Annotated in this window: 31 protein-coding genes; 17 read left to right on the top strand and 14 right to left on the bottom strand. The window is 63.5% G+C overall.

Features of this window, described 5'->3' with window-relative positions:
• Positions 1-41 precede the first annotated feature (41 nt).
• Genes FJ428_RS24650 through FJ428_RS24625 form a run of 6 tightly spaced genes read right to left on the bottom strand, consistent with a single transcriptional unit; the run spans position 42 to position 5465 of the window.
• Positions 42-1652 (bottom strand): molybdopterin-binding/glycosyltransferase family 2 protein, encoded by a 1611-nt coding sequence (locus tag FJ428_RS24650; RefSeq protein ID WP_140880400.1) that lies wholly within the window; start codon positions 1650-1652, stop codon positions 42-44.
• Entirely contained in the window at positions 1649-2353 is a 705-nt protein-coding gene (locus FJ428_RS24645; protein ID WP_140880399.1) for an XdhC family protein, read from the bottom strand. Before FJ428_RS24645 ends, FJ428_RS24650 begins: the two co-directional genes overlap by 4 nt.
• 6 nt (positions 2354-2359) lie before the next feature.
• The gene (locus FJ428_RS24640) at positions 2360-2698 is read right to left on the bottom strand and encodes an XdhC family protein (protein ID WP_140493798.1); all 339 of its coding nucleotides are present in this window, start codon (positions 2696-2698) and stop codon (positions 2360-2362) included.
• Positions 2699-2755: 57 nt separating this feature from the next.
• Entirely contained in the window at positions 2756-4000 is a 1245-nt protein-coding gene (locus tag FJ428_RS24635) for a VWA domain-containing protein (RefSeq protein ID WP_140880453.1), read from the bottom strand.
• A gap of 11 nt (positions 4001-4011) precedes the next feature.
• Complete coding sequence (locus FJ428_RS24630; RefSeq protein ID WP_140493800.1) at positions 4012-4941, bottom strand: MoxR family ATPase; 930 nt, start codon at positions 4939-4941, stop codon at positions 4012-4014.
• The gene (locus FJ428_RS24625; protein WP_140493802.1) at positions 4938-5465 is read right to left on the bottom strand and encodes a flavin reductase; all 528 of its coding nucleotides are present in this window, start codon (positions 5463-5465) and stop codon (positions 4938-4940) included. The genes FJ428_RS24630 and FJ428_RS24625 overlap by 4 nt, the downstream gene beginning before the upstream one ends.
• A 180-nt stretch (positions 5466-5645) precedes the next feature.
• On the opposite strand from FJ428_RS24625, the gene FJ428_RS24620 reads away from it, so the two are divergent.
• Both FJ428_RS24620 and FJ428_RS24615 read left to right on the top strand, forming a co-directional pair.
• A complete protein-coding gene (locus tag FJ428_RS24620) occupies positions 5646-6719 on the top strand; it encodes a branched-chain amino acid ABC transporter substrate-binding protein (RefSeq protein WP_140522069.1) in 1074 nt (357 codons plus the stop codon).
• Positions 6719-7738, top strand: coding sequence for a P1 family peptidase (locus tag FJ428_RS24615; protein ID WP_140880398.1), 1020 nt, complete (start codon positions 6719-6721; stop codon positions 7736-7738). The genes FJ428_RS24620 and FJ428_RS24615 overlap by 1 nt, the downstream gene beginning before the upstream one ends.
• Before the next feature lie 11 nt (positions 7739-7749).
• Here the strand turns inward: FJ428_RS24615 and FJ428_RS24610 are convergent, their stop codons facing one another.
• Entirely contained in the window at positions 7750-8004 is a 255-nt protein-coding gene (locus FJ428_RS24610; protein ID WP_140493808.1) for a DUF2171 domain-containing protein, read from the bottom strand.
• A gap of 138 nt (positions 8005-8142) precedes the next feature.
• Between FJ428_RS24610 and FJ428_RS24605 the strand changes: the two genes are divergently transcribed.
• The 3 genes from FJ428_RS24605 to purB are packed head-to-tail and all read left to right on the top strand — an operon-like array spanning position 8143 to position 10756.
• Positions 8143-8868 carry a DUF2259 domain-containing protein gene (locus tag FJ428_RS24605; RefSeq protein WP_140880397.1) on the top strand — a complete coding sequence of 242 codons (726 nt, stop codon included), beginning with the start codon at positions 8143-8145 and terminating at the stop codon, positions 8866-8868.
• Positions 8865-9389, top strand: a complete 525-nt coding sequence (locus tag FJ428_RS24600) for a hypothetical protein (RefSeq protein ID WP_224519150.1) — start codon at positions 8865-8867, stop codon at positions 9387-9389. Before FJ428_RS24605 ends, FJ428_RS24600 begins: the two co-directional genes overlap by 4 nt.
• 59 nt (positions 9390-9448) lie before the next feature.
• Positions 9449-10756 (top strand): adenylosuccinate lyase, encoded by a 1308-nt coding sequence (gene purB, locus FJ428_RS24595; protein WP_140762381.1) that lies wholly within the window; start codon positions 9449-9451, stop codon positions 10754-10756.
• A 58-nt stretch (positions 10757-10814) separates the two neighbouring features.
• On the opposite strand, the gene FJ428_RS24590 is transcribed toward purB, so the two are convergent.
• Positions 10815-11627, bottom strand: a complete 813-nt coding sequence (locus FJ428_RS24590) for a VOC family protein (RefSeq protein ID WP_140493814.1) — start codon at positions 11625-11627, stop codon at positions 10815-10817.
• Between the two features lie 244 nt (positions 11628-11871).
• On the opposite strand from FJ428_RS24590, the gene FJ428_RS24585 reads away from it, so the two are divergent.
• A complete protein-coding gene (locus FJ428_RS24585) occupies positions 11872-12426 on the top strand; it encodes an alpha/beta hydrolase (protein ID WP_140517696.1) in 555 nt (184 codons plus the stop codon).
• Between the two features lie 23 nt (positions 12427-12449).
• Here the strand turns inward: FJ428_RS24585 and FJ428_RS24580 are convergent, their stop codons facing one another.
• Positions 12450-13223, bottom strand: coding sequence for an HpcH/HpaI aldolase/citrate lyase family protein (locus FJ428_RS24580; RefSeq protein ID WP_140493818.1), 774 nt, complete (start codon positions 13221-13223; stop codon positions 12450-12452).
• A 163-nt stretch (positions 13224-13386) separates the two neighbouring features.
• Positions 13387-13707, bottom strand: a complete 321-nt coding sequence (locus FJ428_RS24575; protein WP_140880396.1) for a DUF1476 domain-containing protein — start codon at positions 13705-13707, stop codon at positions 13387-13389.
• A 275-nt stretch (positions 13708-13982) separates the two neighbouring features.
• Between FJ428_RS24575 and purC the strand changes: the two genes are divergently transcribed.
• The 5 genes from purC (at position 13983) to FJ428_RS24550 (ending at position 16924) form a co-directional block, all read left to right on the top strand.
• Positions 13983-14777 (top strand): phosphoribosylaminoimidazolesuccinocarboxamide synthase, encoded by a 795-nt coding sequence (purC, locus tag FJ428_RS24570; RefSeq protein ID WP_127282327.1) that lies wholly within the window; start codon positions 13983-13985, stop codon positions 14775-14777.
• 69 nt (positions 14778-14846) lie between these two features.
• A complete protein-coding gene (gene purS / locus FJ428_RS24565) occupies positions 14847-15086 on the top strand; it encodes a phosphoribosylformylglycinamidine synthase subunit PurS (RefSeq protein ID WP_140517697.1) in 240 nt (79 codons plus the stop codon).
• A gap of 59 nt (positions 15087-15145) precedes the next feature.
• Complete coding sequence (gene purQ / locus FJ428_RS24560) at positions 15146-15814, top strand: phosphoribosylformylglycinamidine synthase subunit PurQ (protein WP_140656050.1); 669 nt, start codon at positions 15146-15148, stop codon at positions 15812-15814.
• A 41-nt stretch (positions 15815-15855) separates the two neighbouring features.
• Positions 15856-16266: a hypothetical protein gene (locus FJ428_RS24555; RefSeq protein ID WP_140517698.1), complete on the top strand. Its 411-nt coding sequence runs from the start codon at positions 15856-15858 to the stop codon at positions 16264-16266.
• A 1-nt stretch (position 16267) separates the two neighbouring features.
• Complete coding sequence (locus tag FJ428_RS24550) at positions 16268-16924, top strand: Pr6Pr family membrane protein (protein WP_140671745.1); 657 nt, start codon at positions 16268-16270, stop codon at positions 16922-16924.
• Between the two features lie 18 nt (positions 16925-16942).
• Here the strand turns inward: FJ428_RS24550 and FJ428_RS24545 are convergent, their stop codons facing one another.
• On the bottom strand, positions 16943-17188 hold the full coding sequence (locus FJ428_RS24545) for a DUF1127 domain-containing protein (RefSeq protein WP_140493830.1): 246 nt from the start codon (positions 17186-17188) through the stop codon (positions 16943-16945).
• Positions 17189-17282: 94 nt separating this feature from the next.
• Here FJ428_RS24545 and FJ428_RS24540 point away from each other — a divergent pair, with 94 nt between their 5' ends.
• From FJ428_RS24540 to FJ428_RS24515, 6 genes are all read left to right on the top strand, one after another.
• Positions 17283-18689 (top strand): PLP-dependent aminotransferase family protein, encoded by a 1407-nt coding sequence (locus FJ428_RS24540; RefSeq protein ID WP_140880395.1) that lies wholly within the window; start codon positions 17283-17285, stop codon positions 18687-18689.
• Positions 18690-18903: 214 nt separating this feature from the next.
• The gene (gene purL / locus FJ428_RS24535) at positions 18904-21135 is read left to right on the top strand and encodes a phosphoribosylformylglycinamidine synthase subunit PurL (RefSeq protein WP_140880394.1); all 2232 of its coding nucleotides are present in this window, start codon (positions 18904-18906) and stop codon (positions 21133-21135) included.
• 49 nt (positions 21136-21184) lie between these two features.
• Positions 21185-21718, top strand: a complete 534-nt coding sequence (locus FJ428_RS24530; RefSeq protein WP_140583355.1) for a hypothetical protein — start codon at positions 21185-21187, stop codon at positions 21716-21718.
• Between the two features lie 122 nt (positions 21719-21840).
• On the top strand, positions 21841-22074 hold the full coding sequence (locus tag FJ428_RS24525) for a BolA family transcriptional regulator (RefSeq protein ID WP_140493839.1): 234 nt from the start codon (positions 21841-21843) through the stop codon (positions 22072-22074).
• A 153-nt stretch (positions 22075-22227) separates the two neighbouring features.
• Positions 22228-22563, top strand: coding sequence for a Grx4 family monothiol glutaredoxin (grxD, locus tag FJ428_RS24520; protein WP_013532137.1), 336 nt, complete (start codon positions 22228-22230; stop codon positions 22561-22563).
• Between the two features lie 140 nt (positions 22564-22703).
• Positions 22704-23972: a multidrug effflux MFS transporter gene (locus tag FJ428_RS24515; protein WP_140493841.1), complete on the top strand. Its 1269-nt coding sequence runs from the start codon at positions 22704-22706 to the stop codon at positions 23970-23972.
• Positions 23973-24019: 47 nt separating this feature from the next.
• Here the strand turns inward: FJ428_RS24515 and FJ428_RS24510 are convergent, their stop codons facing one another.
• The 3 genes from FJ428_RS24510 to rpsD form a co-directional block, all read right to left on the bottom strand.
• Positions 24020-24847: an inositol monophosphatase family protein gene (locus tag FJ428_RS24510; protein WP_140522050.1), complete on the bottom strand. Its 828-nt coding sequence runs from the start codon at positions 24845-24847 to the stop codon at positions 24020-24022.
• The gene (ttcA, locus tag FJ428_RS24505) at positions 24837-25730 is read right to left on the bottom strand and encodes a tRNA 2-thiocytidine(32) synthetase TtcA (protein WP_140493845.1); all 894 of its coding nucleotides are present in this window, start codon (positions 25728-25730) and stop codon (positions 24837-24839) included. The genes FJ428_RS24510 and ttcA overlap by 11 nt, the downstream gene beginning before the upstream one ends.
• A gap of 129 nt (positions 25731-25859) precedes the next feature.
• Entirely contained in the window at positions 25860-26477 is a 618-nt protein-coding gene (gene rpsD, locus FJ428_RS24500; RefSeq protein WP_140493847.1) for a 30S ribosomal protein S4, read from the bottom strand.
• Positions 26478-26625: the final 148 nt, after the last annotated feature.

Below are 26625 nucleotides of genomic sequence, written 5' to 3'. Positions count from 1 at the left end.
ATTAGCCATGCCCAAGGCATGCGTTTTTCGACTTCGCTTTGTCAATCCTGCAGCACGCCGCCGGCGCCCTCAAGCGCCTCGCGGGTGTCGACATCGACGGATGCGCCCTCGCCGATCTCTACATCGACGACGTCAAGTCCTCCGGCCTCGACTAGGTGGCGTGCGCCGGTATCACCTTCGAGATGGGCGACAGCCGGGAACAGCGAGCGCGGCAGAAGTACCGGGTTGCCGCGTTTGCCAAGGTGCGAGGCGCGGACGACCAAATTGCCTCCCGCCCCGCGAAACGCATCGATCAGCCGGTCGAGATCGCCGGTCGAGACACCCGGCATGTCTCCGAGAACGATCATCGCACCGGCGGCATCTCCCGGCAGATAGGCCATACCGGCTTTCAGGGAGGTGGAGAGCCCATCGGCAAAATCGGGATTGTCGGCGAAAGTCACGTCCAGGCCCGATAACGCGCCGCGCACCCGCTCACGCTGGTGGCCGGTAACGACGATCGTGCCCGAAGCTTTCGAGGCGAGCGCACGCTCTGCTGTACGGCGGACCAACGGTTGGCCGTCGAAAAGCGCCATAAGTTTGTTCGGCCCGCCCATGCGGCTCGAACGGCCTGCCGCCAAAAGCACGATCCCGACCTTGAGCCGGCTTACGGCCGGCAGCGGTTCGCGCGGCTGCGGGCGTGTCGGGATTTCCATCAGCAGGCCGCCGACGCCCATACCGGCGATGTCGGTCGCCGTTACGTCGAGGCCGGCGATCAGCCGGTCGAGCACCCAGTCGAAGCCATTCTCCTTGGGGCTGCGGGCGCAGCCCGGCGCGCCGATGATCTGCTTGCCGGCGAGCCTGCCGAGCACCAGTAGATTGCCGGGGTCGACCGGCATGCCGGCGCGGATGACAGTACCGCCCGCTTCCTCGATCGCGGCCGGAACGACGTCGGCGAAATCGCTCATGGCCGAAGCGCCGAAGATCACGACAATATCGTTATCGCGCGCCAGCGAGGCGGCCGCCTCGGCAACCGGCGCAACCTCGTGCGGCGTGCGGCGCTCGGCCGTCAGCCGCCCGCCCGAACGCGCCAGCCGTGCCTCGGTGACGCGCAACGTCTTATCGAGCACGCTCGGCTTGACGCCCGGCAAGACGGTCTGGATGACACCGACACGAATGGGCCGATAGGCATTGACGGCAAAGATCTCGCCGCCGGCGCAGATTTCCAGTACGGCATCGACCAGCGCCGACCCGACGGCGAAGGGAATGATCTTCACGGTTGCCACCATCTGGCCCTTTTCGACCGGCGCATGCTGGCCAAGCGTGGCGATGGTGATGGTTGGATCGACGGCATTGATGGCGTCGATCATCGCGCTGTTGACGGTGAAGACGCCAGCGGCTTGGGCATGGAGGTTGACCCGCCCGGTCGCGGCAGGCTTGGCCTCTACGTTGCGGTGGCGCATACCGGTCGCGATCCGTTCGGCGGCGGCGTCTTCGCCCAGATCGCCGGGAGAAAGCACGGCCGCGACGACTTCGCTGATGCCCGCCGCTTTCAGCACCCCGACATCCTCTGCGCTCAGCCGATGCGCTTTGCGGAAACGTCGCTCGCCGACCGTCGTCGCGTGCGCAAGCATGACGCCTTCGGCCTGTTCGATAGGAACCGGGCCGAATTTCACGCCGCGGCGTCCCTGGCTTCAAGGCCGCGCGAACGAAACGCGTGAATGACCTGCGCCAGCACGGCGACGGCGATCTCGGCGGGGCTGGCCGCGCCGATGTCGAGACCGATCGGCGCCCGGATGCGGGCGATCTGCTCGGAACTGGCGCCCAGTGCCAGCAGGCGCTCGACACGCTTGGCATGGGTTTTCCTGCTGCCGAGCGCCCCGACATAAAAGCATCTGGCGTCGAGCGCCGCTTTCAACGCGAAATCGTCGATCTTGGGATCGTGGGTGATGGCAGCGACTGCCGTGTAGCTGTCGAGTGGCTGTCGTTGCAGGACCTCCTCAGGCCATTCGGCGTGCAAAGCGACATCGGGAAAGCGGTCCGACGTGGCAAAAGCCGTGCGCGGATCGATGATCTCGACTGGATAGCCGGCGATCCTGGCCATTGGCGCCAGCGCCTGGCTGATATGCACGGCACCGATCACCACCAGGCGAGGATGCGGCAGATGCGCGTTGAGAAAAAAGGTCCGCCCTTCCGCTTCGACGGAGCCGGAATTCCCGGTGCGGAACGCCTTGCTGATCGCGGCACCGAGATCGCCGGCGACCGGATCGCCCTCGCGCACGACACGGTCGCGGCCGTCACCAAGATCGGTGACCAGGATCGCGGCGCGGCGCGCGCGGCGCTCGGCGTTGAGTGTTTTCAGCGCATAGGGATCCATCGAAGATCAGCCTAGCCTTTCCACATACACTTTGATGCGGCCGCCGCAGGAAAGGCCCACCTGCCAGGCGGTCTCGTCGGCGACGCCGAATTCCAGCATTCTGGGCTTGCCGGTGCCGATGACGTCCATGGCATCCGTCACCACGGCGCCTTCGACACAGCCGCCCGAAACCGAGCCGTGGAAATTGCCGTCGGCGTCGATGACCAGATGGCTGCCGGCCGGGCGTGGCGCGGAACCCCAGGTCTCGACAACGGTCGCGATGGCGACATCCTTGCCGTCCTTCATCCAGCCTTCCGCGATGATCAGCGGGTCACGGGCCTCGTCGAGATAAATGCTGTCGCTCATCGTTGCTTCTCTCAGGGTCTGTTTTTCCCGGAAATATGTGTCTTCAGCAGCATATGGCTACGCGGCGCGCCTCGCGCCACCCTCCATCCATCGCCGCGGATCGACGGCATATCCAGGCTTCCGGTCCAGCGAAGCGCAGAGATCGGCAAGCGCGTCGAGATTGTGCACGGCACGGAATTCATCGACATGCGGCAGCATCGCCCTGACGCCGCGGGCGCGCGCCTGGAAACCGTCGAAGCGCAGCAAGGGGTTCAGCCAGATCAGCCGCCGGCAGGATTTGTGCAGACGCTCCATTTCCTCCGACAGGCCGTCGACCTCGTCTCGCTCCAGCCCGTCGGTGATCAAAAGCACCACCGCGCCCTGTCCTAGCACGCGCCGCGACCATATCAGGTTGAACTCGGCCAGCGTGTCGCCGATGCGCGTGCCGCCCGACCAGTCCTTGACCGCGGTGGAACAGTCGGCCAGGGCGGCGTCGGGATCGCGATGGCGCATCTGTCGGCTCAGATTGGTGAGCCTGGTGCCGAAAACGAAAGTGTGCACGCGCCGGCGCTTTTCCGTCAGAGCATGCAGGAAATGCAGGAAGATGCGCGTGTACTGGCTCATCGAACCGGAAATGTCGGCAAGCACGACCAACGGCGGATACACTTCGCGGAGCGAGCGGAATTTCGGCAGGATCAGTTCGCCCCCAGTGCGTGCGGCCGAGCGCATCATGGCACGCGGATCGATGCGGCGACCGTGCGAATCGGCCTTGAAACGGCGCGTCCGCACCATATCGAAGGGCAACCGCAGTTCGGCGATCGCTTTCCTGGCGTCGGCCATCTCGGCGGCATTCATCTGAGCGAAATCCTTGGCCCTCAGCACCTCGTTGCCGGAGAAAGTAAAGCGCGCGTCGACCTCGATCTCGGGGATTTCCTGCGCCGGCTGGTTCCTGCTGTGGCCTGCGAACATGGCCTGGCTGACACGGCTTTCGGCCGCGCGTGGCTTCTGCTTCTCCATGGTATCGGGCGCCACCGGCGATAGCATCGCCAGCATCTTTTCGATCAGCTCACGCGACTTCCAGAATAGCCGGAAGGCCTCGTCAAAGATGGCATGGTCCTCATGCCGCGACACCAGCACGGCATGCAGCGTCCAGTAGAAATCGTCGCGCGCGCCGATGCCGGCGGCAAGTACCGCCTCGATGGCATCCTTGACCGAGGCCGGACCGACGCGCATGCCTGATTTGCGCAAGACACGGGCGAAATAGACGATGTTGTCGGCGATGTGACCGTCGACAGTCGCCTCCCTGGGTTCCGCGCGAGGCATGGCCATGAGCCCTACTCCGCCGCCGAAAGCTCGGCCTTCACCTCGTCGAGGATACGCCGGCCTTCGCCCTCGCCGATGCGGGCAATGTCGTCCTGGTATTTCAGCAGCACGCCGATCGTGTCGGAGACGGTTTCCGGGTCGAGCGCGACCTTGTCGAGTTCGGTCAACGCGCCGGCCCAGTCGATGGTCTCGGCAACGCCCGGCATCTTGAACAATTCGATCTGGCGGAGCTTCTGAATGAAGGAGACCACCTCGGCCGAAAGCCGGCTGTTCGCCTGCGGCACCTTGCGGCGCACAATCTCCAACTCCCGCTCGGCGCTGGGATAATCGACCCAGTGATAGAGGCAGCGCCGCTTCAGCGCGTCATGGATTTCGCGGGTGCGGTTGGTGGTGATGATGACGATCGGCGGCTCCTCCGCCCTGATCGTGCCGAGTTCGGGCACCGTCACCTGGAAATCGGAAAGGATCTCGAGCAGGAACGCCTCGAACGCCTCGTCGGTACGGTCGAGCTCGTCAATCAGGAAAACCGGGGCGGCGCCGGCCTTGCCGGTCAGCGCATCGAGCACCGGACGGCGTATCAGGTATTTTTCCGAGAAAACGTTGCGCTCCATGTCGGAGCGGTCGACCTTGCCGGCCGCCTCCTCCATGCGGATCTCGATCATCTGCGCGGCATAGTTCCACTCATAGACGGCGGACGAGACGTCGAGACCTTCATAGCATTGCAGACGGATCAGCCGGCGGCCGAGCGCCTCTGCCAACACCTTGGCGATCTCGGTTTTGCCGACGCCGGCCTCGCCCTCGAGGAACAGCGGCCGCTTCATGCGCAGCGACAGGAAAAGCACGGTGGCCAACGACCGGTCCGCCACGTAGTCCGCGCCGGTCAAGAGATCGAGCGTCTCGTCGATCGTCCGCGGCACGGGGCGCGGTTTTAGCTCGGTCATTCCTTCTCCGTGGACGCCTCTGCCCCGCTTTCCAAAACGTGGTAGCCGCGGGCGTGATAGATCAGCGGCCGCAAATTATCGCCCATGCGCAGGCCTGTCACCTTGCCAAAAAGCACACGATGGGTGGCCAGGTCCTTGGTGTCGATCAGTTCGCAGTCGAACACGGCGAGCGCGCCCTTCAAGGTCGGCGCGCCGGTGGAGATCACATCCCACTCGCCGAGCGCGAAACGTTCCTCGACCGGCAGGCCGGTGATGCCGGAAAAGCCGATCGACAGCGGCTCCTGGTGCGAGGCAAGCGTGTTCAAGGCAAACCTGCCGTTTTTCACGAACGGCTCGTTCTTGGGATTTTCACGGTTCAGGCAGACCAAAATGGTCGGCGGCGTATCGGAAACCGAACAGGCGGCGATGACCGTCGCGCCACGCTTGCCGGCCGGCCCGTCGGTGGTCACCACATGGACGTGACCGGCAAAATGGCTCATCGCGTCGCGATAGGCCTGCGGTCCTATGTCGTTCTTCTTCAACACCGGAGATTTTCCATAGCCTGAACCCTACCGCTATATATGGCTAGATATGACATGCCACAAGCGAAGTGCTTGGCCCATATCCCGAAATTCGCGTGTTGCGCCAAGACCGGGCAGCCTTTAGGTCTTGGCGGGAGTGGCGCCGGGACCATCCGGGCTCGCTTGGAGGAAGTCTTCGACAGGATGCGACCCGGGGCAACGATATCTGCCGCGCTGGCCTGGCTGCTGCTAACCGGCGCCGCCAACGCCCAGACGCTGCTCGTCGGCGTTGCCGCGCCGCTCTCCGGATCCTCGGCGATCCTTGGCAGGCAGATCGAAGCCGGCGCCGAAGTGGCGGCCCAGGCGAACGGCATCGAGCTCAAGACCATCGACGATGCCTGCACGGCCGATGGGGGGGCCGCGGCAGCCCGGGAATTCGCGACCGCCAAGGTCAATGTCGTCGTGGGATTTCTCTGTACGGAAGCGATCGAGGCGGCGATGCCGATCTTGAAGGACGCAGGCATCGCCGTCATCACCGTTGGCGTGCGAACCGAAAGCCTGACTGACCGTCGTCCCAAGACCGGCTGGCCGGTCTACCGGCTCGGACCGAGGGGCGACGACGAGCGCAATGCCGTCGCCAACACCCTTACCCGGCTTTGGCAGAACGAACTGTTCGCCGTCATCGATGACGGCACCATCTACGGCCGTGAGATCGCCGAGACGTTGCGGGCGGCGGCCGAACAGGCGGCGCTGAAGCCGGTGTTCGTCGATACGTTCCGGCCGCAGCTCGACAACCAGATCGGTCTGATTGGCCGGCTAAAGAAGGCCGGCGCAACCCATGTCTTTGCCGGTGGCGACGGCGACGACATCGCCATCATGGGTCGCGACGCCGCGCAACTCGACGCCGGCATCGTATTCGCCGGCGGCGAGAACCTGCGCACGCCGCCCGGAGCGGTGCCCTATGCCACGGGAACACTGATGATCGCTCCCCCCGAATGGGCCGATGTCGCCGATCCCAAGGTGTTCAAGGCGTTCGCCTCGCAAAAGATCGTGCCGGACGGCTACACGCTGCCGGCTTATGCGGCGGTAGAAACCGCCAAGGCGGCGATGGCGGAAGCGGCAAGCTCCGGCAGGCCCCTTGCGGAAGCGCTCATCGGGCATGATTTCACCACGGCGATCGGGCCGGTGCGCTTTGATGCGAAGGGCGACCTCAGCCGGAATCCGTACCGCGTCTTCCGGTTCGATGGCGCCCGCTTCGTACCGCTGGAAAGCAACTGATGTTTCGCACCGGCCCGCGCAACCTGATCACCGATGTCGCCGGTCTCAGCGTCGGCAATGCCTCCGATGCCCGACTGAAATCCGGCGTGACGACGGTCCTTTGCGACGAACCGGCCGTAGCCGGCGTCCAGATCCTGGGCGGTGCGCCGGGCACGCGCGAGACGGACCTGCTCGAACCCCACAATTCGGTTGAGACGGTCCATGCCGTGGTGCTGTCGGGCGGGTCGGCTTTCGGCCTCGACGCAGCGTCCGGCGTACAGGCAGCACTGCGCGAGCGTGGCATCGGCTTCGAGGTCGGCGGCTTTCGCGTGCCGATCGTGCCGGCGGCGATCCTGTTCGACCTGCGCAATGGCGGCGACAAGGACTGGGGCCGCTATCCGCCATACCGCGACCTCGGTTACGAGACGGTGCAGGCCGCCGGTTCGGATTTCCAGATCGGCACGACCGGCGCCGGCACCGGCGCGCTGACCTCCGGTCTCAAGAGCGGGCTTGGCTCGGCTTCGACGCTGCTTAACAATGGCGTCACCATCGGCGCGCTGGCGGCGGTCAATCCGATCGGCTCGGTGACCATCAGCCGAAGCCGCCATTTCTGGGCGGCTCCGTTCGAGATCGGCGATGAATTCGGCGGGCTTGGCTATCCCTCGCCAATGCCGGACGACGCCAAAAGCATCCTCTTGAAGTTTCGCGACAAGACGTTCACGGGCAAGGCGGATGCCGGCGGCAACACCACCATCGCCGTTATCGCCACCGATGCCGTTCTCACCAAGGCCGCCGCAAAGCGCCTGGCCATGTCAGCGCATGACGGTTTCGTGCGGGCCATATGGCCGACGCACACGCCGGCCGATGGCGATCTGGTCTTCGCGCTGGCGACCGGCAGGAGCGGTATCCGGCTCGAAGCCGACGCGGCAATCGACCTTTATGCCGCGGCAGGCGCCACGATGGCGCGCGCCATCACGCGCGGCGTTTTCGCCGCGACGCCCGCCGAGGGCGATCTGTTTCCGGTCTGGTCTTCGCGCTGACTTATACGCGATCAGGTGGGGTCGGACTTTTCTTCCTCGAAAGTGACCGCGACGTCGGAATTCGCCGACAGCCAGACCTTCTTTCCCTCGACCTCCGCGACAAGGCTCAGGGGAATGAAATGATGGTGCCCCTTATGCGTGCCCATACCGCTGTCGGACTTGGTCAGCTTGATCCGCTGCCCCTCGACTTTGTCGACCGTGCCGACATGAACGCCATCGGCACCGATCACTTCCATATGCTCACGAATTTTGCTGGTGTCGGTCATGGTGGTTCTCCATTGGGACTGCCGACAATAACAGACGAGGCCGCGATTGGATGCATGGCGCTTGCTTTATCGGGCAGCGCGACGCCGGTATCTTGTCGTGATAGGGAATGGCGATATCGTTGGCCGGCGGAAAACCTCATGCAAAACCTTCTTCTGTTTGCCGTTTGCCTGCTTGCGCAGTTTTGCGCAGTCGTCGCCGCCCGGGCCGGGGATGTCGCCGAGCTTGAAATCCTGGGCTTCACCAAGGACGGCGGCATCTTCGCGTTCGAAGAATATGGCGTGCAGGATGGATCGGGATTTCCCTACGCCAATCGCTATTATATCGACACCAGCAACGACAGCTTTCTCCAGGGAACGCCTATTCGCGTCCGGCTCGACGACGAGAACGCCACGTTGACGGCGGCTCGTATTCAGGCCCGCGAGAAGGGCGAAGCGGTCGTCAGCCAGGCGGAGTTGGCCGCGAACAAGGGCATCACCGCAGGCTTCAACCCGGTAACGGAGATGTCCGCCGACCCGCATCGGATGGCGGTCAATCCGCGTCCGATCTTCTCGCCAGTCGACCAGCCGCTCGAGTTCCGGCTGGACGAGATCGGCATGAACGAGACTAAGGGCTGCGAGAGCCAGGGTGAGATCAATGGCTTTCGGCTGCTGCGCGTCGAGGCGCAAGCCGGCGGTACGACGAAGCTGTTGCACGAGGACAAATCGATCCCCAAGAGCCGGGGTTGCCCGAGCGGCTACCGCATCGGAGCCGTGCAGACATTTTCGATGGACAATCCCAGCGCCTATGCGGTGCTGATCGCGGTGCGCCAATATGGCTTCGAAGGCCCGGACTATCGCTGGATCGCGGTGACCGGCCGCCCGTGACACCGCTCGTCCACCCCGCCAGGCGTCATCGCGCCCTGGGCCGCCTCCGCGGCGCCATACCAACGCCGGGCACGGCGCTGCTCGGCGCGCTGCTTTGGGCCGCCACGATGGGCGCCAGCGCGCTCCTCAACCTGTTGCTGGAAAGTTGGGTGACGCCAGATAAAATCCGCACCGTGACGCTGCTGTTTGCAGGCGGCGGCGCTCTGGCCTTTCCTGTTGGCCTGTTCGCGGCACGGCTGGTCTCGCGCGGAAGGAGCTGGGAAGTCGCCTTCGCGGCGGCATTCGTGGGTCTCGCCGCCGCGACGATCGGCCTGACCGCCGGGCTGTATGCCCTGCAATACCGGTCCTACTATGCCGCATGGCATGCACCTACCTTCACCCTCACCTGGGGGCTTCAGTTCGTCTTCACGATGGCGGTGGCGCTCTACCAGTTCGTGGTGCTGGGCATCAGGCTCTATTTCCCGATCGGGTTCCTCGCCTTGTTTGCCGCCAGCCTCTGGTTTGCGCGGCGGCGGCGTTGAGCATTTTGTCCGCCTCTGTTAGGACGCGGGCAAATTTCTCGACACGTCAGGACTGACCGATGATCCCTCGCTACTCCCGGCCGGAAATGGTGGCCATATGGTCGCCCGAAACCCGGTTCCGCATCTGGTTCGAGATCGAGGCTCATGCCTGCGACGCGCTGGCCGAACTCGGCGTCATCCCGAAACAGGCGGCGAGGACCATCTGGGAAAAAGGCAATGCCGCGAAGTTCGACGTCGATGCGATCGACGAGATCGAGCGCGTCACCAAGCACGACGTCATCGCTTTTCTCACCCATCTCGCGGAATTCGTCGGACCCGACGCCCGCTTCATCCATCAGGGCATGACATCCTCGGACGTTCTCGACACGTGTTTCGCGGTGCAGCTCACGCGTGCCAGCGACATGCTGCTGGCCGACATCGACGCGCTGCTTGCGGCGCTGAAACGCCGCGCCTTCGAGCACAAGGATACCGTCACCATCGGCCGCAGCCACGGCATCCATGCCGAGCCGACCACCTTCGGCGTCAAGCTGGCGCAAGCCTATGCCGAATTTTCGCGCTGCCGCGAGCGGCTCGTGCATGCTCGCGAGGACATAGCCACCTGCGCCATTTCGGGAGCGGTCGGCACCTTCGCCAATATCGAGCCTTATGTCGAAGAGCATGTCGCGGCAAAGCTCGGGTTGAAGCCGGAGCCGGTATCGACGCAGGTGATCCCGCGCGACCGCCATGCCATGTTCTTTGCCACGCTCGGCGTCATCGCATCGTCGGTGGAGCGGCTGGCGATCGAGATCCGGCATCTGCAGCGCACCGAGGTGCTGGAAGCCGAAGAGTATTTTTCGCCTGGCCAGAAAGGTTCGTCGGCGATGCCGCACAAGCGCAACCCGGTGTTGACCGAGAACCTAACCGGCCTTGCCCGCATGGTGCGCTCCTTCGCGCTGCCGGCGATGGAGAATGTGGCGCTCTGGCACGAGCGCGACATTTCGCATTCCTCCGTCGAGCGCATGATCGGGCCGGATGCGACGGTGACGCTGGATTTCGCGCTGGCGCGGCTGACCAGCGTCATCGACAAACTGCTCGTCTATCCCGACAACATGCTGAAGAACATGAACAAGTTCCGCGGCCTGGTGCATTCACAGCGCGTGCTGCTGGCATTGACGCAAGCCGGCGTCTCCCGTGAGGATGCCTACCGGCTGGTGCAGCGCAATGCCATGAAGGTGTGGGAGCAAGGCGCTGATTTTCTTGAAGAACTACTGGCCGACAATGACGTCACCGCCGTCTTGCCGGAAGCCGAGATCCGCGAGAAATTCGACCTGGGCTACCACACCAAGCATGTCGACACGATCTTCCGGCGGGTGTTCGGAGAGGCCTGAGGGGCTTTCCTTCTCCCCGTCGCTACGAGGAGAAGGTACCGCAGGACGTAACTGCCGATCACGCTTTGCCGGGAACGGTCCTGATCACCGTGCCCCACGGATCTTCGCGGGTCGTTTCACTGGCCACGTTGTCGGACCGCATCTCGACCCAGGCAAGGCCTGACCGGGTCGGATCGCGGCGGCCGGCGCCGGCGCTCTGCCACGCATTGGCGCCGATATGATGATGGTAGTGGCCTGACGACAGGAACACAGCCTGGCCGCCATACTTCGCCACCGTGTCGAAGCCGAATTCCTGGTTCCACCAGGCTTCCGCCTCTTCCGGCCGGCCGACGCGCAGGTGGACGTGGCCGACAATGCTGTTTTCAGGCGCTCCCTGCCAGCCCGCGTCGCCCGCCGGCACTTCGGCGACGACCGAAGGAATGTTCAGCCGTTCGGTCGCCATCGCGATCTTGTCGCCGTTCCACGTCCAGTCCTGCGGACGGCGATCGGCATAGATCTCGATCCCGTTGCCCTCGGGATCGGTGAGGTACAGCGCTTCGCTGACCAGATGGTCCGAAGCGCCCTCTATGGCGATCTTGTCTGATATGGCGTGGTTGATCCAGCGGCCGAGATCGGCACGGCTGGGCAGCAGGAAAGCCGTGTGGAACAGGCCGGCGCTGCGCGGATCGTCAGGCTTGGCCGAGGCGTCCGGCTCCAGCACCAACAGCGGACGGTTGGCGGCGCCCAGGGTGATCGCGCCATCGGCGCGGCTCAATTCCTGCAAGCCGACAACAGCGCGATAGTAGGCCGCTAGGCTTTCGGCGTCGCGCGCCTTCAGCCCGACCCGGGCAACGCTCACCGGCGTGGTGGCGGCAAAGGGCAGTTCGCTCATGATTGTCTCCGTTGCGGCGACGCTTTGGCATAAACCCCGAGGTCAGGAGCCCGGCGCCGGCGATCATTGTACATCGTGTCAGCACCAAATGCGGTCCTTCACGGCTGTTTCTTTCCAGAGGACAAATCGGCGATCGTGATCGTTCACACAAGACAGCGAAAAGCGAACATGGTGTTCACCATTGCAAGCAGGAGCGCGTCCATCGACGGTTGCATGAGGCAATCACGCTCGCTATCTCAGCGCCATGAAAGTCAAAGACGCAGATATTCTCATCATCCCGGGCTACACTAACTCCGGACCCGAGCACTGGCAGACCCGCTGGCAGTCAAAGCTGTCGACCGCGCGGCGCGTCGAGCAGGCGGAATGGTCGAAGCCCGTGCGCGATGACTGGACGGCGAGCGTGGCAAAAGCGGTCAATGAAGCCGAGAAGCCCGTCGTCCTCGTCGCGCATTCCCTTGGCGTTGCCGCGGCGGTGCAAGCCGTCCCGCAGTTTCGCAAGCCGGTCGCCGGCGCATTCTTCGTGGCGCCGCCCGATGTCGCCAATCCGGAGGTACGGCCAAGGCACCTGATGACGTTCGGCCCCTACTCGCGCGAGCCGTTGCCCTTCCCGTCCATGGTGATTGCCAGCCGCAACGATCCGTTCTGCGCCTTCCACGTCGCCGAGGACATTGCCGGCGCCTGGGGATCTCTGTTCATCGATGCCGGTGAAGCCGGTCACCTCAACACCGATTCAGGCTTCGGCCCATGGCCCGAAGGTTCGATGACCTTCGCCAAATTTCTCACCGAACTGAAGGCCTGACGACCCCGACCGGATCGCGGCTCTCAGCCGCCGATCGAATCCTTGATGCCTTTCAACAGCGTCTTCGCCCCTAGTGAAATCAGCGCGTGCTCGGACCCTGTGGCCAGCAGGCGGTAGCCCATCGCCACGACGCGGCCGGCGATGGCCGGTTCGATGACGTAGATCGCCGCATGTTTGCCGGCCTTGCGGGTACGCTCGGCGATCGAACCCACCGTTTCCATCATGCTTTCGAGCGTCGAATTGACGGTCGTGCCGTTCGACCAGGCAATCGAGAAGTCCGATGGCCCCAGGAAAATGCCGTCGATACCGGGTGTATCGAGGATGCCGTCCAGCGCATCGAGCGCCGCCCGCGTCTCGACCATGGCGAAGGCCATGGTGCGCTGGTTGCTGTCGCGCAGCCATTCGGCATGATCACCCTTGCCATGGCGTGGGAAGGCATAGGTGGGGCCCCAGGAGCGCTCGCCCACCGGCGGGTATTTCATCGCCGCAGCGAACAGTTTTGCATCCGCCACCGAGTTGACCATCGGCGCAATCACCGCCTCGGCGCCGAAATCGAGCGCCCGGCTGGCCATGTCGAAACGGCCGACGGGAATACGCACCAATGCCGGCTTGCCGGTGGCAAGCACGGGCGCCAGGCCGCGCAACACGCTGTCTTCATGATGGCCGCCATGCTGCATGTCGAGCGTGACCGCATCGAAGCCCTGCCTGGCAAGGATTTCGACGGTCAGCGCGTCCGGCACGCCTGACCATGCGGTGACCAGCGTTTCATCGGCCGCAAGGCGGGATTTCAGGGACATCGGCTCTTTCCTCGCTAAGGATCGCAGTTTCAGCCGGAAACGACGGGAAACGCAAAGAAAAACCGCCCGGCTGGGCCGGGCGGTCGATTGGTCCAGTCATTCTTTTGCCGCAGGTTCCGTCGCAAAATTGTGGGACATTTTTGCGGAACCTGCTTCGGCCGGATCAGGTGTTCTTGATCTGCTCGATGGCCTGCGCCATCAATTCGTCCATGGTGCGGCGGATCTGATGGTCCGACTGGCTGACGCCGGCAGCGTCGAAATCCTTGCGGATCTTGCGGAAGACGTCGTGATCGCCGGCTTCCTCGATATCGGAAACAACCACTTCCTTGGCGTAGGCACCGGCCTCGGCGCCGGATTTCCCGAGCTTTTCCGCGGCCCACAGGCCGAGAGCCTTGTTGCGGCGCGCCGACGCCTTGAACCGAAGCTCCTCGTCGAACACGAATTTGCGCTCAAAACCCTCTTCGCGATCCTTCATGTTGCTCATGGCGTCCCTCCGATGGAAATCGATTCGCTGGCATTGATGAATATGTGATGGCGAAGCACAAACCAAAAGGCTGGCGGCCGGTCAATACGCTTCGTGGCTTGCTGCGCTGCGGCATTTCGGTCCCGAAAGCAGTTGATTGAAAGGATTTGCCGATTGAGCAAACAAGGCGATTACGATAGACACCGGCATTGAACGCCACCGTCGCCACACTAATTTAGGCAGACGGACAGGAACTGGTCGCTTGCCGCCTGCCCGCAAATCCAGAGAAAAATCAAATGAAAAATCGCCGCCGCATTTATGAAGGCAAGGCCAAGATACTTTATGAAGGCCCTGAGCCCGGGACGCTGATCCAGTTCTTCAAGGATGACGCAACCGCGTTCAACAAGAAAAAACACGAAGTCGTCGATGGCAAGGGCGTGCTTAACAATCGCATTTCCGAGCACATCTTCAATCATCTCAACCGGATGGGCATTCCGACCCACTTCATCCGCCGGCTCAACATGCGCGAGCAGCTGATCAAGGAGGTCGAGATCATCCCGCTCGAAGTGGTGGTGCGCAATGTCGCCGCCGGTTCGCTGTCCAAGCGCCTTGGCATCGAGGAGGGCACGGTCCTGCCCCGCTCGATCATCGAATTCTATTACAAGGCCGATGCGCTCGACGACCCGATGGTCTCTGAAGAGCACATCACGGCCTTCGGCTGGGCGAGCCCGCAGGAAATCGACGACGTCATGGCGCTGGCCATTCGCGTCAACGACTTCCTGTCCGGCCTGTTCATGGGCGTCGGCATCCAGCTCGTCGATTTCAAGATCGAATGCGGACGCCTGTTCGAGGGCGACATGATGCGCATCGTCGTCGCCGACGAGATCTCGCCCGATTCCTGCCGGCTGTGGGACGTGGCGACGCAGGACAAGCTCGACAAGGACCGTTTCCGCCGCGACATGGGCGGCCTCGTGGAGGCCTACCAGGAAGTCGCCCGCCGTCTCGGTATCATGAACGAGAACGAGCCGCCGCGTCCAACCGGACCGGTGCTCGTCGCGTCGAGCGAGCCGCCGAAGGGCATGAAGCACTAATTGCCAGCAACGGGCTTGCCGGAAACGGCAGGTCCGGCGCAGACCGATACCGATCATTCAGGAGCATCGATGAAAGCCCGTATCACCGTAACCCTCAAGAACGGCGTGCTGGACCCGCAAGGCAAGGCGATCGAGCATGCGCTGTCGGGGCTAGGTTTTGACGGCATCGGCTCGGTGCGGCAGGGCAAGGTGTTCGACGTCGAGCTCGCCGGGACCGACAAGGCCAAGGCCGAGGCCGATCTCAAGGCCATGTGTGACAGACTGCTGGCGAATACGGTGATTGAGAACTATAGTGTGACGCTTACCTGAGGTTGTGCCGGAGGCACGGGTGCCCCAACTTGCCGAAACCAGAGGCCTTACGAACCAAAATGAAATCAGCCGTCGTCCTCCTGCCTGGCCTTAACCGCGACCGCGATATGATCGCGGCGCTGACCAAGATTTCCGGTAAGGCGCCAGCCACGGTCTGGCAGACCGACACCGAAATCCCGGATGTCGACCTGATCGCCATTCCCGGCGGCTTCTCCTTCGGCGACTACCTGCGCTGCGGCGCGATCGCGGCGCGCAGGCCGGTGATGCGGGCGGTTGCTGAAAAGGCGGCCAAAGGCGTCATGGTCATCGGCGTCTGCAACGGTTTCCAGATCCTGGTCGAGGCCGGCCTGCTGCCGGGAGCGCTCATGCGCAACTCCTCGCTCAAATTCGTCTGCCGGCAGGTGAAGCTCGAGATCGCCAACGCCAACACCATGTTCACCCGCCGCTACCAGCCGGGCCAGATCATCCGTTCGCCGGTGGCGCATCACGACGGCAACTACTTCGCCGATGCCGAGACGCTTGCACGCCTGGAAGGCGAAGGCCAGGTGGTGTTCCGCTATGCGGACGGCACCAACCCCAACGGCTCGATCAACGACATCGCCGGCATCATCAGCAGCCAGGGCAATGTGCTGGGCCTGATGCCTCATCCCGAGAACCTGATCGAAGCGGCACATGGCGGCAATGACGGCCGGGCGTTGTTCGAAGGCGCGCTCGGCATCGCCGCCTGATATCTTCCGAAATTCTTTCAGAACCTGGGGGCGGCCTGACGATGAGACTGACGATTGCTCGCTTTGCTCTCCTGGCTGCCGCCGGCCTTGCGCTGGCATCCTGCCAGTCGGGTCCGAAGAGCGCTCCGCCGCCTTCCGGCAAGAGCGCGGCGCTGCTGGCCATGGAACAGGTGGCGATCTCCGCCCACAAATGCTGGATCGCCAGCAAGGACCCGGCCTTCAAATCCTACCAGATGGCCAATGAGCTGAATTCGTTCAGCGGCACGCCGCGCTTCCTGCTGGTGCCGGCCAAGCATTATGGCGGCAAGCCGCTGCTGGTGGTGCAGGCGCAAGGCAATTCGAGCCGTGTAGACGTGTTCGGTCCGCTGATGGCCGAGCCGCTCGGCGCGCGCATCGGCTCCGACATCGCCCGCTGGCAGGCCGGGAATCCGGCCTGCGCCGCCGCCGCGTAAGATGGGCCGGCTGCTGCAGGTCGCGGGTCTGGTCGCAGGGCTGGCCGGTCTTTTCCTGCAGTTCTCGATCACCGTTCCGGCCTCGATGGAAGCCGGCCGCGGCCTGATCGGTTCGGTCGTCTTCTACTTCAGCTTCTTTACCATCCTGACCAACATCGGTGCGGTGCTCGTCCATGCGTCGCTGCTGTCGCCCGCCGGCCATGCCTGGTTTCCGGCCTTTGCCGGAGCGCGGATGCGGGCAGGCGTCGCCGTCGCCATCACCGTGGTCTTCATGGTCTACGCCACCGTGCTGGCACGCCTCTGGCAGCCGCAGGGCCTGTTCCTGCTGTGCGACGTGCTGCTGCACTATGTGACGCCTGCACTGTTCGTGCTGTGGTGGCTGGCCGCCGGTGCCGACGGCAAGACGCGATGGCGAGACGTTTCCTGGTGGATGCTCTATCCGCTCGCCTATCTGGCCTATGCGCTGGCGGGGGCGTCCATAACAGGCGAAGTGCCCTACCCGTTCCTCGATGTCGCCAGGTACGGCATCGCCAGCGTCGCCATCGCCTCGCTGGCCATCACCGCCCTTTTCCTGGCGCTGTGCGTTGGCGCCGTGCTTGCGGACCGCGGCCTGTCGCGGATCAGGGCGCCAGTTGTGCAGCCACGCCAGCAGGATTGAACACAGCATCGCGCCTGTTCATTCCCAGAATGGCCTGATCCCTTCGCGATGGGCGTCGCAGCGGGAAATGCCGATGTCCTTCAACTGGTCGTCGGTCATGTCCAGCAAGGCGAGCCGGCTGCGCCTGCGCTCCAGCAGGCCGTCGATCCAGCGCCCCAGCGATTTGACCATACGCACGATGCGGCTGACAAAGCCGCCGCGGTCCACAGGTCGCGCGGCGAACAATCCTGCGGTTGTCTGGCTGATTGTCTCGATTGTATCCATCTTCGCTCTACCAAAGCTGCAAATTGCACTCTTTTATTCCACACAACGCATGTGAATTGACTCATCGTTCGACGCAATATACAAAATTGTCACCATGACAAATTGGCTTCCCGACCTCACGGCCAGCTCCGGCCCGCTTTATCAGCGCCTTGCTGACAGCATTGAGTCAGATATCGACCGCGGCGTGATCGACGCCGGGGCAAAGCTGCCACCGCAGCGGGATCTCGCCTATGACATCGGCGCAACCGTCGGCACGGTCGGCAGGGCCTATCAATTGCTGCGCGAGCGCGGGCTGGTCAGCGGCGAGGTCGGGCGCGGCACCTATGTCCTCGGCCGGCAGAACGCGAGGCCCGACTTCATAGCGCCGGACGCGCAAGGCACGCGCGACATCGATGCGCCGCGCGGCAAGCTGCGCTTCGACAGCACCGCGGCGCCCGATGTCGGCCAGGGCGCCATCGTCACCGAAGTGCTGTCGCGCACGGCTTCGGATCATGCGCATGAGATTTCGAGCTACACGCGGGATTTTCCCGAGCGCTGGTTCGAGGCCGGCGCCAGTTGGCTGTCGCGCAACTCGTTTCGACCGAGCGCCGATACGATCGTGCCGACGCTCGGTACCCATGCCGCTGTCATGGCGGCGATCGCCGCACTGACCACGCCCGGCGATTACGTCGCCTTCGAGCACCTGACCTATTCGCAGATTTCGCGCAGCGCCGGCCTGATCGGTCGTCGCACGGCGCTGGTGGCATCGGACCATCAGGGTCTCGACCCCGACGATTTCGAGCGCGTCTGCGCGCAAAAGCATCCGAAGATGATCTTTCTGATGCCTACGGTGCAGAATCCGACGCTGGCGATCCTGCCGGCAGCGCGACGTGAGGCAATCGCGCGGATCGCGCGTGAATACAATGTCGTCATTATCGAGGACGATCTTTACGGCGGCCTGACCGAAGATCCGACGCCAATGCTGGCCGACTATGCACCCGAGCGCACCATCGTCGCAGGCGGCCTGTCGAAATCGGTAGCGGCCGGCGTTCGCGGCGGCTGGCTTTCCTGCCCGCCTGCTTATCGCCATCGCATCCGTGTTGCCCATAAGATGATGACCGGCGGCATGCCTTTCCTGCTGGCCGAGGTGAATGCCCGGCTGGTGCTGTCGGGCCAGGCCGCGGACATACGCAAACGCGCCATCGCCGAAATCAACGCCCGCACCGCCATCGTGCGCGAGACTTTGGCCGGCTTCGAATTCAAGTCGCGGGACAATATACCCTTTGTCTGGCTGACCTTGCCCGACCCCTGGCTTTCCGGCACGTTCAAGAACGCCTGCCTCGAGCACGGCGTGCTGATCGACGACGAAGACGAGTTCAAGGCGGGCCGTTCCGAGCAGGTCTTCCACGGTGTGCGCTTCGGCATTTCGCAGCCGAGGCAGCGCAAGGACATCGCGGACGGCGTTGCGGCGATCCGGAGGCTCCTCGACGAAGGCCGCGCCGGCTACGACAGTTTTTCCTGATCCGCATCGCCTTGGAGCGCCGGCGGTTCAGGATGCCTCCAGGCAAGACCCGAGGCGCATCGGTTGAGTCCGGTCCGGTGGGACGCGCGTTCAAGGCGCCGTGGCTTTCTCCGGATTCAGCCACTTTTCGTCGGTCCATGGGTGTATCGGCCGCAAAGCTTGCGATAAGAGGAGACTCAAAATCCCAAGCTCCCACGGATAAAAACCGCCGCCCATGACCATTTCCAATTCCGTGCCGATCACGCCCGAGCTCATTGCCGCGCACGGGCTGAAGCCAGACGAATACCAGCGCATCCTCGACCTCGTCGGGCGCGAGCCGAGCTTCACCGAACTTGGCATCTTCTCGGCGATGTGGAACGAGCATTGCTCGTATAAATCCTCGAAGAAATGGCTGCGCACGCTGCCGACGACCGGCCCGCGGGTCATCCAGGGACCGGGCGAGAATGCCGGCGTGGTCGATATCGGCGACGGCGACTGCGTCGTCTTCAAGATGGAGAGCCACAACCACCCCTCCTTTATCGAGCCCTACCAAGGGGCGGCGACAGGCGTCGGCGGCATATTGCGCGATGTCTTCACCATGGGCGCGCGGCCGATCGCGGCGATGAACGCCTTGCGCTTCGGTGCTCCCGATCATCCCAAGACCAAGCACCTGGTGGCGGGAGTGGTTTCCGGCGTCGGCGGCTACGGCAACTCCTTCGGCGTGCCGACGGTCGGCGGCGAGGTCAATTTCGACGCCCGCTACAACGGCAATATCCTGGTCAACGCTTTTGCCGCGGGTCTTGCCAAGACGGACGCGATTTTCCTGTCGGAGGCCAAGGGCGTCGGCCTGCCGGTCGTCTATCTCGGCGCCAAGACCGGTCGCGACGGCGTCGGCGGCGCCACCATGGCCTCGGCCGAATTCGACGACAAGATCGACGAGAAGCGCCCGACCGTGCAGGTCGGCGATCCCTTCACCGAAAAGTGCCTGCTTGAAGCATGTCTCGAACTGATGGCGTCCGGTGCGGTCATCGCTATCCAGGACATGGGTGCTGCCGGCCTTACCTGCTCGGCGGTCGAGATGGGCGCCAAGGGGGATCTCGGCATCGAGCTCGAGCTCGACAAGGTTCCGGTGCGCGAGGAGCGCATGAGCGCCTACGAGATGATGCTGTCGGAAAGCCAGGAGCGCATGCTGATGGTGCTGCGCCCCGAAAAGGAAAAGGAGGCCGAGGCGATCTTCCACAAATGGGGGCTCGACTTCGCCATTGTCGGCAAGACGACCGACGATCTGCGCTTTCGCGTCCTGCATCAGGGTGATCAGGTTGCGGACCTGCCGATCAAGGATCTCGGCGACAAGGCACCGGAATATGACCGTCCGTGGATCGAGCCGAAGAAGCCGGCGCCGCTTGCGGCCAATGACATTCCGCAGGCCGATGTCGCCGACGCACTGCTGAAGCTGCTCGGCGGCCCTGACCTGTCGTCGCGCCGCTGGGTGTGGGAACAGTACGACACGCTGATCCAGGGCAATTCGCTGCAGCTTCCCGGTGGCGATGCCGGCGTGGTGCGGGTCGAAGGCCATCCGACCAAAGCGCTGGCTTTCTCGTCGGACGTGACGCCGCGCTATTGCGAGGCCGATCCCTATGAGGGCGGCAAGCAGGCGGTGGCCGAATGCTGGCGCAACCTGACCGCCACCGGCGCGCTGCCGCTGGCCGCCACCGACAATCTCAATTTCGGCAATCCGGAACGGCCGGAGATCATGGGTCAGTTGGTCGGCGCGGTGAAGGGCATTGGCGATGCCTGCCGCGCGCTCGGCTTCCCGATCGTTTCGGGCAATGTCTCGCTCTACAACGAAACCAATGGCCAGGGCATCCTGCCGACGCCGACCATCGGCGGCGTTGGGCTGATCGCCGACTGGTCGAAGATGGTGCGGGCCGGCTTCGCTGCGCAAGGCCAGATGATCCTGCTGGTCGGCGCGCCGGCCTCATGGGGCACGCATCTCGGCCAATCGGTCTACTTGCGCGACATCCACGGCCGCAGCGACGGCCCGCCGCCGCCGGTCGACCTCGACCATGAAAAGCGTGTCGGCGACCATGTGCGCGCCCTCATCGCGTCCGGCATCGTCACCGCGGCTCACGACGTTTCCGACGGCGGCATTGCGGTCGCGCTGGCCGAGATGGCGATGGCATCAGGCATCGGCGCGACCGTCCCCGGACTGGCCGGCACCGATCCTATTCCGGTTTGGTTCGGCGAGGACCAGGGCCGCTATCTCCTGACGGTGTCAATCGATCCAGACAGTAAGGACTGGGACGCGATCCGCAAACAGCAAAGCGAACTCGCCATTTTCGCGCCCTGGATCGGCTCGACCGGCGGCGACACGCTGAAACTCGGCGAGGCACGGGCGATCCCGCTCGGCGAATTGACCGCCGCGCACGAAGGCTGGTTCCCGCGCTTCATGGATCAGGCCATTTGAGCAGAGCGTGATCCCGAAAAGTGGGAACCGATTTTTTTCGGAAAAGATCATGCTCAACCACAGGAAACTGGCCGTCCGGGCACTGCTTACAGTCGTCTTCTGGCCATCGCTGTTCTTCTTCTGGTTTCTCGGCCCGTTCGTCTTTTTCCTGCTGTCGACGACATCGAGCGAGGTCTGTGCCCGGTTGGAAACACGCGCGGAGTTCCTCGCCGCGGCCAACGACACGCTTCCGATGCTTGGCCTGCAAAACCTTTTCTATGCAGTTCCGCTTGTCTGCCTGGTGCTTTGGAGCCGGCTTCTGCCGGACCGGGCACGGACAAGGCACATCTTCACCTGCATAAAACTTTTCGCCGTTGCGGCCGCATTGGGGGCACTGTGGGAGTATGGCTCCTCGCTGGCCTGCGATGGCTACGGCCAGCCGTTCTTCTCGCCCGTCTGGCGGATGACCGCCTACCTGCCGATTGCCAACCTGGCGATCAACCTTCCCCTCTATGTGCTGACCTTCAGCCTTGGGCGGACCTTCTCGACGCCCGAGGACGACCCCGCAGACGACGCCGGCGGTCAGAGCGAGGACGCGTCGTGAGCCACAATCGCGCTGGGGCTGGACGGAACGGCTTCAATCCCGGCCGGAAAGGCTTTAGGTTCACTCCGACTCTCATCGCACGGGCAGCCATGCCGCAGCCCGCCCGAAAACAGGAACTTGCCATGGCAATGGATGCCCGCGACATCGAAAAACTGATCAAGGAGGGCATCCCGGATGCCAGGGTGACCATCCGTGACCTTGCCGGCGACGGCGATCACTATGCGGCCGAAGTCGTGGCCGAGAGCTTTCGCGGAAAAAGCCGCGTGCAGCAGCACCAGATGGTCTATGACGCGCTGAAGGGCAATATGGGCGGCGTGCTGCACGCGCTGGCGCTGCAGACGAGCGTGCCGGACTAGGGGCTTCCAACGCCAAAGTCGCTTGGCCCAAAACGCCGCATCTTTTGCGCCATTCAGGCCACGACGCCGCTAAAGTCTTGTTTCGGGCAACCTATGGGTTTATCTGAAGGAAAAGCTTCGAGCCTGACTCCCACAGGCGGGAAAGGATATTCCATGAGCGGCATCAACGACTACATTGACAACGAGGTGAAGGGCAACGACGTCGTGCTTTTCATGAAGGGCACGCCCGGTTTCCCGCAATGCGGATTTTCCGGCCAGGTTGTCCAGATCCTCGACTATATCGGCGCCGACTACAAAGGCGTGAACGTGCTGGATTCGGCCGAGCTGCGCCAGGGCATCAAGGAATACTCCAACTGGCCGACGATCCCTCAGCTCTACGTCAAGGGCGAATTCGTCGGTGGCTGCGACATCGTGCGCGAAATGTTCCAGGCGGGCGAGTTGCAGACATTCCTTGTCGAGAAGGGCGTGAGCGTCAAAGGCGCCGCCTGATTTCGGTTGGGCATGTCGCCGTCGACATGCCCTGAGCACGGGGCAGCCCCGCCTCGGCAATTTTGCGTCCGGGACCCGGACCAGGACGAGCCAATGCGCCGGGCCACCGGCGCGTTTTCGTTTGAGAGATCGGACTTGCCGTGGACCAGCAGACGTCAGCACCGCAATCGGCAAGCAAATTGCCCATTCCGCGCTGGGAGTTCATCGCGCTGTGCGCAGCGCTGATGGCGCTCAATTCGTTGGCCATCGACATCATGCTGCCGGCGCTGCAGCAGATCGGCGCCTCGCTTGGCGTCGAGAACGAAAACCACCGGCAATATGTCATCACCGCCTATATTCTGGGTTTTGGCGGCGGACAGCTGTTTTTCGGACCGCTCTCGGACCGATTCGGGCGCCGTGCGCCGCTTGTCGCCGGCCTGATCATTTATGTGGCGGCGGCCGCCGCGGCCGCCATATCGCCAAGCTTTGAAACGCTTCTACTTTGCCGGGCCGTGCAAGGCATCGGTGCGGCCGCGACCCGCGTCATCGCCGTCTCGATCGTGCGCGACACGTTCGATGGCCGGCGCATGGCCGAGGTGATGTCGCTGATCTTCATGGTGTTCATGGCGATCCCGGTGATTGCTCCCGGCATCGGCCAGTTCATCATGCTGTTCGCGACCTGGCATTTGATCTTCGTCACCATGGCCGTCGGCGCGCTTGTCGTCTCGGCCTGGTCGCTGCTGCGCCTGCCCGAGACGCTACATCCGGAATATCGCCGGCCATTGACCGTCAATGCCATTGTCGGCGGGTTCCGCATCGTGCTGACCAACCGCGTCGCGATCTGCTATGCCTTCGCCAGTACGTTCATCTTCGGCGCCATGTTCGGCTTCATCGCCTCGGCGCAGCAGATTTATGTCGACATATTCAATGTCGGCGAATTGTTTCCGGTCATCTTTGCCGGCGTTGCCGGCGTGCTCGCCTTCTCCAACTATCTGAACTCGCGTCTTGTCGGCCGCATCGGCATGCGCCGCCTGTCGCAGAGCGCGCTGCTGTTGTTTCTGGTCATCAGCCTGGCCTGGCTGGTCGTTTCGCTGGAAATGAAGATGCCGCTCTGGCTGTTCGTCACCTTCTTTGCCTGCGCCATGCTCCCTTTCGGTGCGCTCGGCGCGAATTTCAATGCCTTGGCTATGGAGCCGCTTGGTCAGCTGGCCGGCACGGCCTCGTCCATCCTGGGCTTCATGCAGACGTTTCTCGGCGGCATTCTCGGCACGCTGATCGGCCAGGCTTTCAACGGCACGGTGACGCCATTGGCCGCCGGCTTCTGCAGCGTCTCGGTCGCAGCCCTGCTGATGATCTTCATCGCCGAACGCGGCAAGATGTTCCAGCCGCAGAATCAACCCGTCTCGGGGCACATTGCCGATCTGCATTGAATTGTCGCCTTTGCGGCGCTCGGCTGGGTAATCGAATTGGCAGCCGGCTATTGCGCCCAGAGTTCGCTGCGCAACTCGCGCCAGCTTTCCCGGTCGGGTGCGACAAGCAGGCCGCCGCCGACATGCGACGGTAGGTAGGCACTGGCGTCGAAACGCGCGGCGTGGCCGCCGGCCTCGGCATGAATCAGGACACCGGGCAGATGGTCCCACGGCATCAGCTTGTTGTAGACGACGAAATGGGCATGGCCGCTGGCCAGCAGGCGATATTCATGCGCGGCGCAGCGATAGGCGAATTGCGACAGGATTTTCGTCTGGTTGCGCGCCAGCCGCGACCGCTCTGGTTCGGCCATGTACTGCCAGGAGACGGAGCCGGTCATTCCCGAGATCGGCACGGGCGCCGCGACACGCACTTTTTCCAGGTTGCCATGCGCGTGCCTGATATGGCTGCCGGCGCCCCTGGCGCCGATCAGCCAGTCCTTGCCGACCGGATCGTGGATGATGCCTGCGACGGTCTCACCCCGGACCACGACACCCAGCATGACGCCGAACAACGGCACGCCGGAAGCGAAATTGAAAGTGCCGTCCACCGGGTCGATGGTGAAAGCCAGATCGGCATCGCCAAGACCGTCGAGCAGCGCCGGATTGTCGGAACAGGCTTCCTCGCCGACAATCATGGCCGTTGGGTAGCGCTCACGCAGCTTGGCGGTGATCAGCCGCTCGGCACTGACGTCGGCTTCCGTCACCAGGTCGGCGGCCGACGTCTTCTGGCGGACGTCGCCGCCGCCCAACCGGCGAAAGCGCGGCATGATTTCGGCTTCGGCTGCTTCGGCCAGGGTGCTGGCCAGCCAGTCGATCGCGGTATCGTCAAATGTCATCGGAAATGTCTTGCCTGCTGGAGAGCGTTTCATCGAGTGCGGCGAAATCGAACAGTTTCCTGTCGAGCAGATGCGACGGCCTGGTGTTGGACAACGCACGCAGCATCGTGTCCTTGCGCCCGGGCATGCGCTTTTCGATATCGTCGAGCATGGCCTTCATGGCGTTGCGCTGGAGACCTTCCTGGCTGCCGCAGAGATCGCAAGGGATGATCGGGAACCGCATCGCCGCGGCGAGCTTTTCCAGATCGATTTCGGCGCAATAGCTCAGCGGCCGCAGCACCATGACGTCGCCCTCGTCGTTGAGCAGCTTTGGCGGCATGGCGGCGAGACGGCCGCCGTGGAACAGGTTCATGAAGAAGGTTTCGAGAATGTCCTCGCGATGATGGCCGAGCACCAGCGCCGAGCACCCCTCCTCTCGGGCTACGCGATAGAGATGACCACGCCGCAGGCGTGAACAGAGCGAGCAATAGGTGCTGCCCTGCGGCAGCTTGTCGGTGACGACGGAGTAGGTGTCCTGGTATTCGATGCGGTGTGCAATGCCGTGGGCATTGAGGTAATCGGGCAGGATGTGCTTGGGAAAGTTCGGCTGGCCCTGGTCGAGATTGCAGGCCAGCAGCTCCACCGGCAGCAGGCCGCGCCATTTGAGGTCCAGCAGCATGGCAAGCAGGCCGTAGGAATCCTTGCCGCCCGACAGGGCCACCAGCCAGCGCTCGCCTGGCCTGACCATCGAAAAATCCTCGATCGCCTGGCGGGTCAGCCGCAGCAGCCGCTTGCGCAATTTGTTGAACTCGACCGAAGACGGCACATCGGCGAACAGCGGGTGAAAACCGCCTTCGATGTCGGCGGCCTGCTCAAGCGATTGAGCGTCTGGCAGCATGTTCATGGCGTCGGTTCCAAATCCTGGAGCAACGAACGTTCGGAGCTTCGTTGCCGCCCGGATTAGCGGACATGGCCGACAAAGAAAAGGCCGCCTCGATGGGCGGCCCCTTCCGGTCTCGCAAAAAGCCTTCGCTTAACGCGAATAGAATTCGACGACGAGGTTCGGTTCCATCTGGACGGCGAACGGAACGTCCGCCAGGCCCGGGATGCGCGAGAAGGTCGCGGTCATCTTGTTGTGATCGGCTTCGATGTAGTCCGGCACGTCGCGCTCGGCGAGGCCGACCGATTCCAGGACGATCACCAGCTGCTTCGACTTTTCACGCACTTCGACGACGTCGCCCGGCTTGCAGCGGTACGAGCCGATGTTGACGCGCTTGCCGTTGACGTTGACATGGCCGTGGTTGACGAACTGGCGGGCGGCGAAAATGGTCGGAACGAACTTGGCGCGATAGACGACCGCGTCCAGACGCGACTCGAGCAGGCCGATCAGGTTCTCCGAGGTGTCGCCCTTGCGGCGATCGGCCTCTTCATAGACCTTGCGGAACTGCTTTTCCGAAACGTCGCCATAGTGGCCTTTCAGCTTCTGCTTGGCGCGCAGCTGCAGGCCGAAATCGGAAAGCTTGCCCTTGCGGCGCTGGCCGTGCTGGCCGGGGCCGTATTCACGCTTGTTGACCGGGGACTTCGGGCGGCCCCAGATGTTTTCGCCGAGACGGCGGTCGATCTTGTACTTCGCGGATTCGCGCTTGCTCATCGCATTCCCTTTCAAAACAACATAACCCGGAGCCTCATGGTCCGGGTGAAGGAAACGCGCCCTCCTCTGGCCTCCGTTTTCGAGACCTGACAGGGTTTTTCCACGCAACGCGGCGAAAAACCCACGGGACACGTCAGTTCAAACAAGA

It is taken from the genome of Mesorhizobium sp. B2-8-1 (genome assembly GCF_006440955.1).
In the GTDB taxonomy this organism is placed as follows: domain Bacteria; phylum Pseudomonadota; class Alphaproteobacteria; order Rhizobiales; family Rhizobiaceae; genus Mesorhizobium.
Note: the sequence above shows the minus strand (reverse complement) of the source record. Positions and strands in the feature narration are given on the sequence as shown.

What these genes read in the sequence shown, in the direction of transcription:
- FJ428_RS24645 (WP_140880399.1), bottom strand. Translation starts at nt 2,353, where the DNA reads ATGGATCCCTATGCGCTGAAAACACTCAACGCCGAGCGCCGCGCGCGC.
- FJ428_RS24640 (WP_140493798.1), bottom strand. Translation starts at nt 2,698, where the DNA reads ATGAGCGACAGCATTTATCTCGACGAGGCCCGTGACCCGCTGATCATC.
- FJ428_RS24635 (WP_140880453.1), bottom strand. Translation starts at nt 4,000, where the DNA reads ATGCCTCGCGCGGAACCCAGGGAGGCGACTGTCGACGGTCACATCGCC.
- FJ428_RS24630 (WP_140493800.1), bottom strand. Translation starts at nt 4,941, where the DNA reads ATGACCGAGCTAAAACCGCGCCCCGTGCCGCGGACGATCGACGAGACG.
- FJ428_RS24620 (WP_140522069.1), top strand. Translation starts at nt 5,646, where the DNA reads ATGCGACCCGGGGCAACGATATCTGCCGCGCTGGCCTGGCTGCTGCTA.
- FJ428_RS24615 (WP_140880398.1), top strand. Translation starts at nt 6,719, where the DNA reads ATGTTTCGCACCGGCCCGCGCAACCTGATCACCGATGTCGCCGGTCTC.
- FJ428_RS24610 (WP_140493808.1), bottom strand. Translation starts at nt 8,004, where the DNA reads ATGACCGACACCAGCAAAATTCGTGAGCATATGGAAGTGATCGGTGCC.
- FJ428_RS24605 (WP_140880397.1), top strand. Translation starts at nt 8,143, where the DNA reads ATGCAAAACCTTCTTCTGTTTGCCGTTTGCCTGCTTGCGCAGTTTTGC.
- purB (WP_140762381.1), top strand. Translation starts at nt 9,449, where the DNA reads ATGATCCCTCGCTACTCCCGGCCGGAAATGGTGGCCATATGGTCGCCC.
- FJ428_RS24590 (WP_140493814.1), bottom strand. Translation starts at nt 11,627, where the DNA reads ATGAGCGAACTGCCCTTTGCCGCCACCACGCCGGTGAGCGTTGCCCGG.
- FJ428_RS24585 (WP_140517696.1), top strand. Translation starts at nt 11,872, where the DNA reads ATGAAAGTCAAAGACGCAGATATTCTCATCATCCCGGGCTACACTAAC.
- FJ428_RS24580 (WP_140493818.1), bottom strand. Translation starts at nt 13,223, where the DNA reads ATGTCCCTGAAATCCCGCCTTGCGGCCGATGAAACGCTGGTCACCGCA.
- FJ428_RS24575 (WP_140880396.1), bottom strand. Translation starts at nt 13,707, where the DNA reads ATGAGCAACATGAAGGATCGCGAAGAGGGTTTTGAGCGCAAATTCGTG.
- purC (WP_127282327.1), top strand. Translation starts at nt 13,983, where the DNA reads ATGAAAAATCGCCGCCGCATTTATGAAGGCAAGGCCAAGATACTTTAT.
- purS (WP_140517697.1), top strand. Translation starts at nt 14,847, where the DNA reads ATGAAAGCCCGTATCACCGTAACCCTCAAGAACGGCGTGCTGGACCCG.
- purQ (WP_140656050.1), top strand. Translation starts at nt 15,146, where the DNA reads ATGAAATCAGCCGTCGTCCTCCTGCCTGGCCTTAACCGCGACCGCGAT.
- FJ428_RS24555 (WP_140517698.1), top strand. Translation starts at nt 15,856, where the DNA reads ATGAGACTGACGATTGCTCGCTTTGCTCTCCTGGCTGCCGCCGGCCTT.
- FJ428_RS24550 (WP_140671745.1), top strand. Translation starts at nt 16,268, where the DNA reads ATGGGCCGGCTGCTGCAGGTCGCGGGTCTGGTCGCAGGGCTGGCCGGT.
- FJ428_RS24545 (WP_140493830.1), bottom strand. Translation starts at nt 17,188, where the DNA reads ATGGATACAATCGAGACAATCAGCCAGACAACCGCAGGATTGTTCGCC.
- FJ428_RS24540 (WP_140880395.1), top strand. Translation starts at nt 17,283, where the DNA reads ATGACAAATTGGCTTCCCGACCTCACGGCCAGCTCCGGCCCGCTTTAT.
- purL (WP_140880394.1), top strand. Translation starts at nt 18,904, where the DNA reads ATGACCATTTCCAATTCCGTGCCGATCACGCCCGAGCTCATTGCCGCG.
- FJ428_RS24530 (WP_140583355.1), top strand. Translation starts at nt 21,185, where the DNA reads ATGCTCAACCACAGGAAACTGGCCGTCCGGGCACTGCTTACAGTCGTC.
- FJ428_RS24525 (WP_140493839.1), top strand. Translation starts at nt 21,841, where the DNA reads ATGGCAATGGATGCCCGCGACATCGAAAAACTGATCAAGGAGGGCATC.
- grxD (WP_013532137.1), top strand. Translation starts at nt 22,228, where the DNA reads ATGAGCGGCATCAACGACTACATTGACAACGAGGTGAAGGGCAACGAC.
- FJ428_RS24510 (WP_140522050.1), bottom strand. Translation starts at nt 24,847, where the DNA reads ATGACATTTGACGATACCGCGATCGACTGGCTGGCCAGCACCCTGGCC.
- ttcA (WP_140493845.1), bottom strand. Translation starts at nt 25,730, where the DNA reads ATGAACATGCTGCCAGACGCTCAATCGCTTGAGCAGGCCGCCGACATC.
- rpsD (WP_140493847.1), bottom strand. Translation starts at nt 26,477, where the DNA reads ATGAGCAAGCGCGAATCCGCGAAGTACAAGATCGACCGCCGTCTCGGC.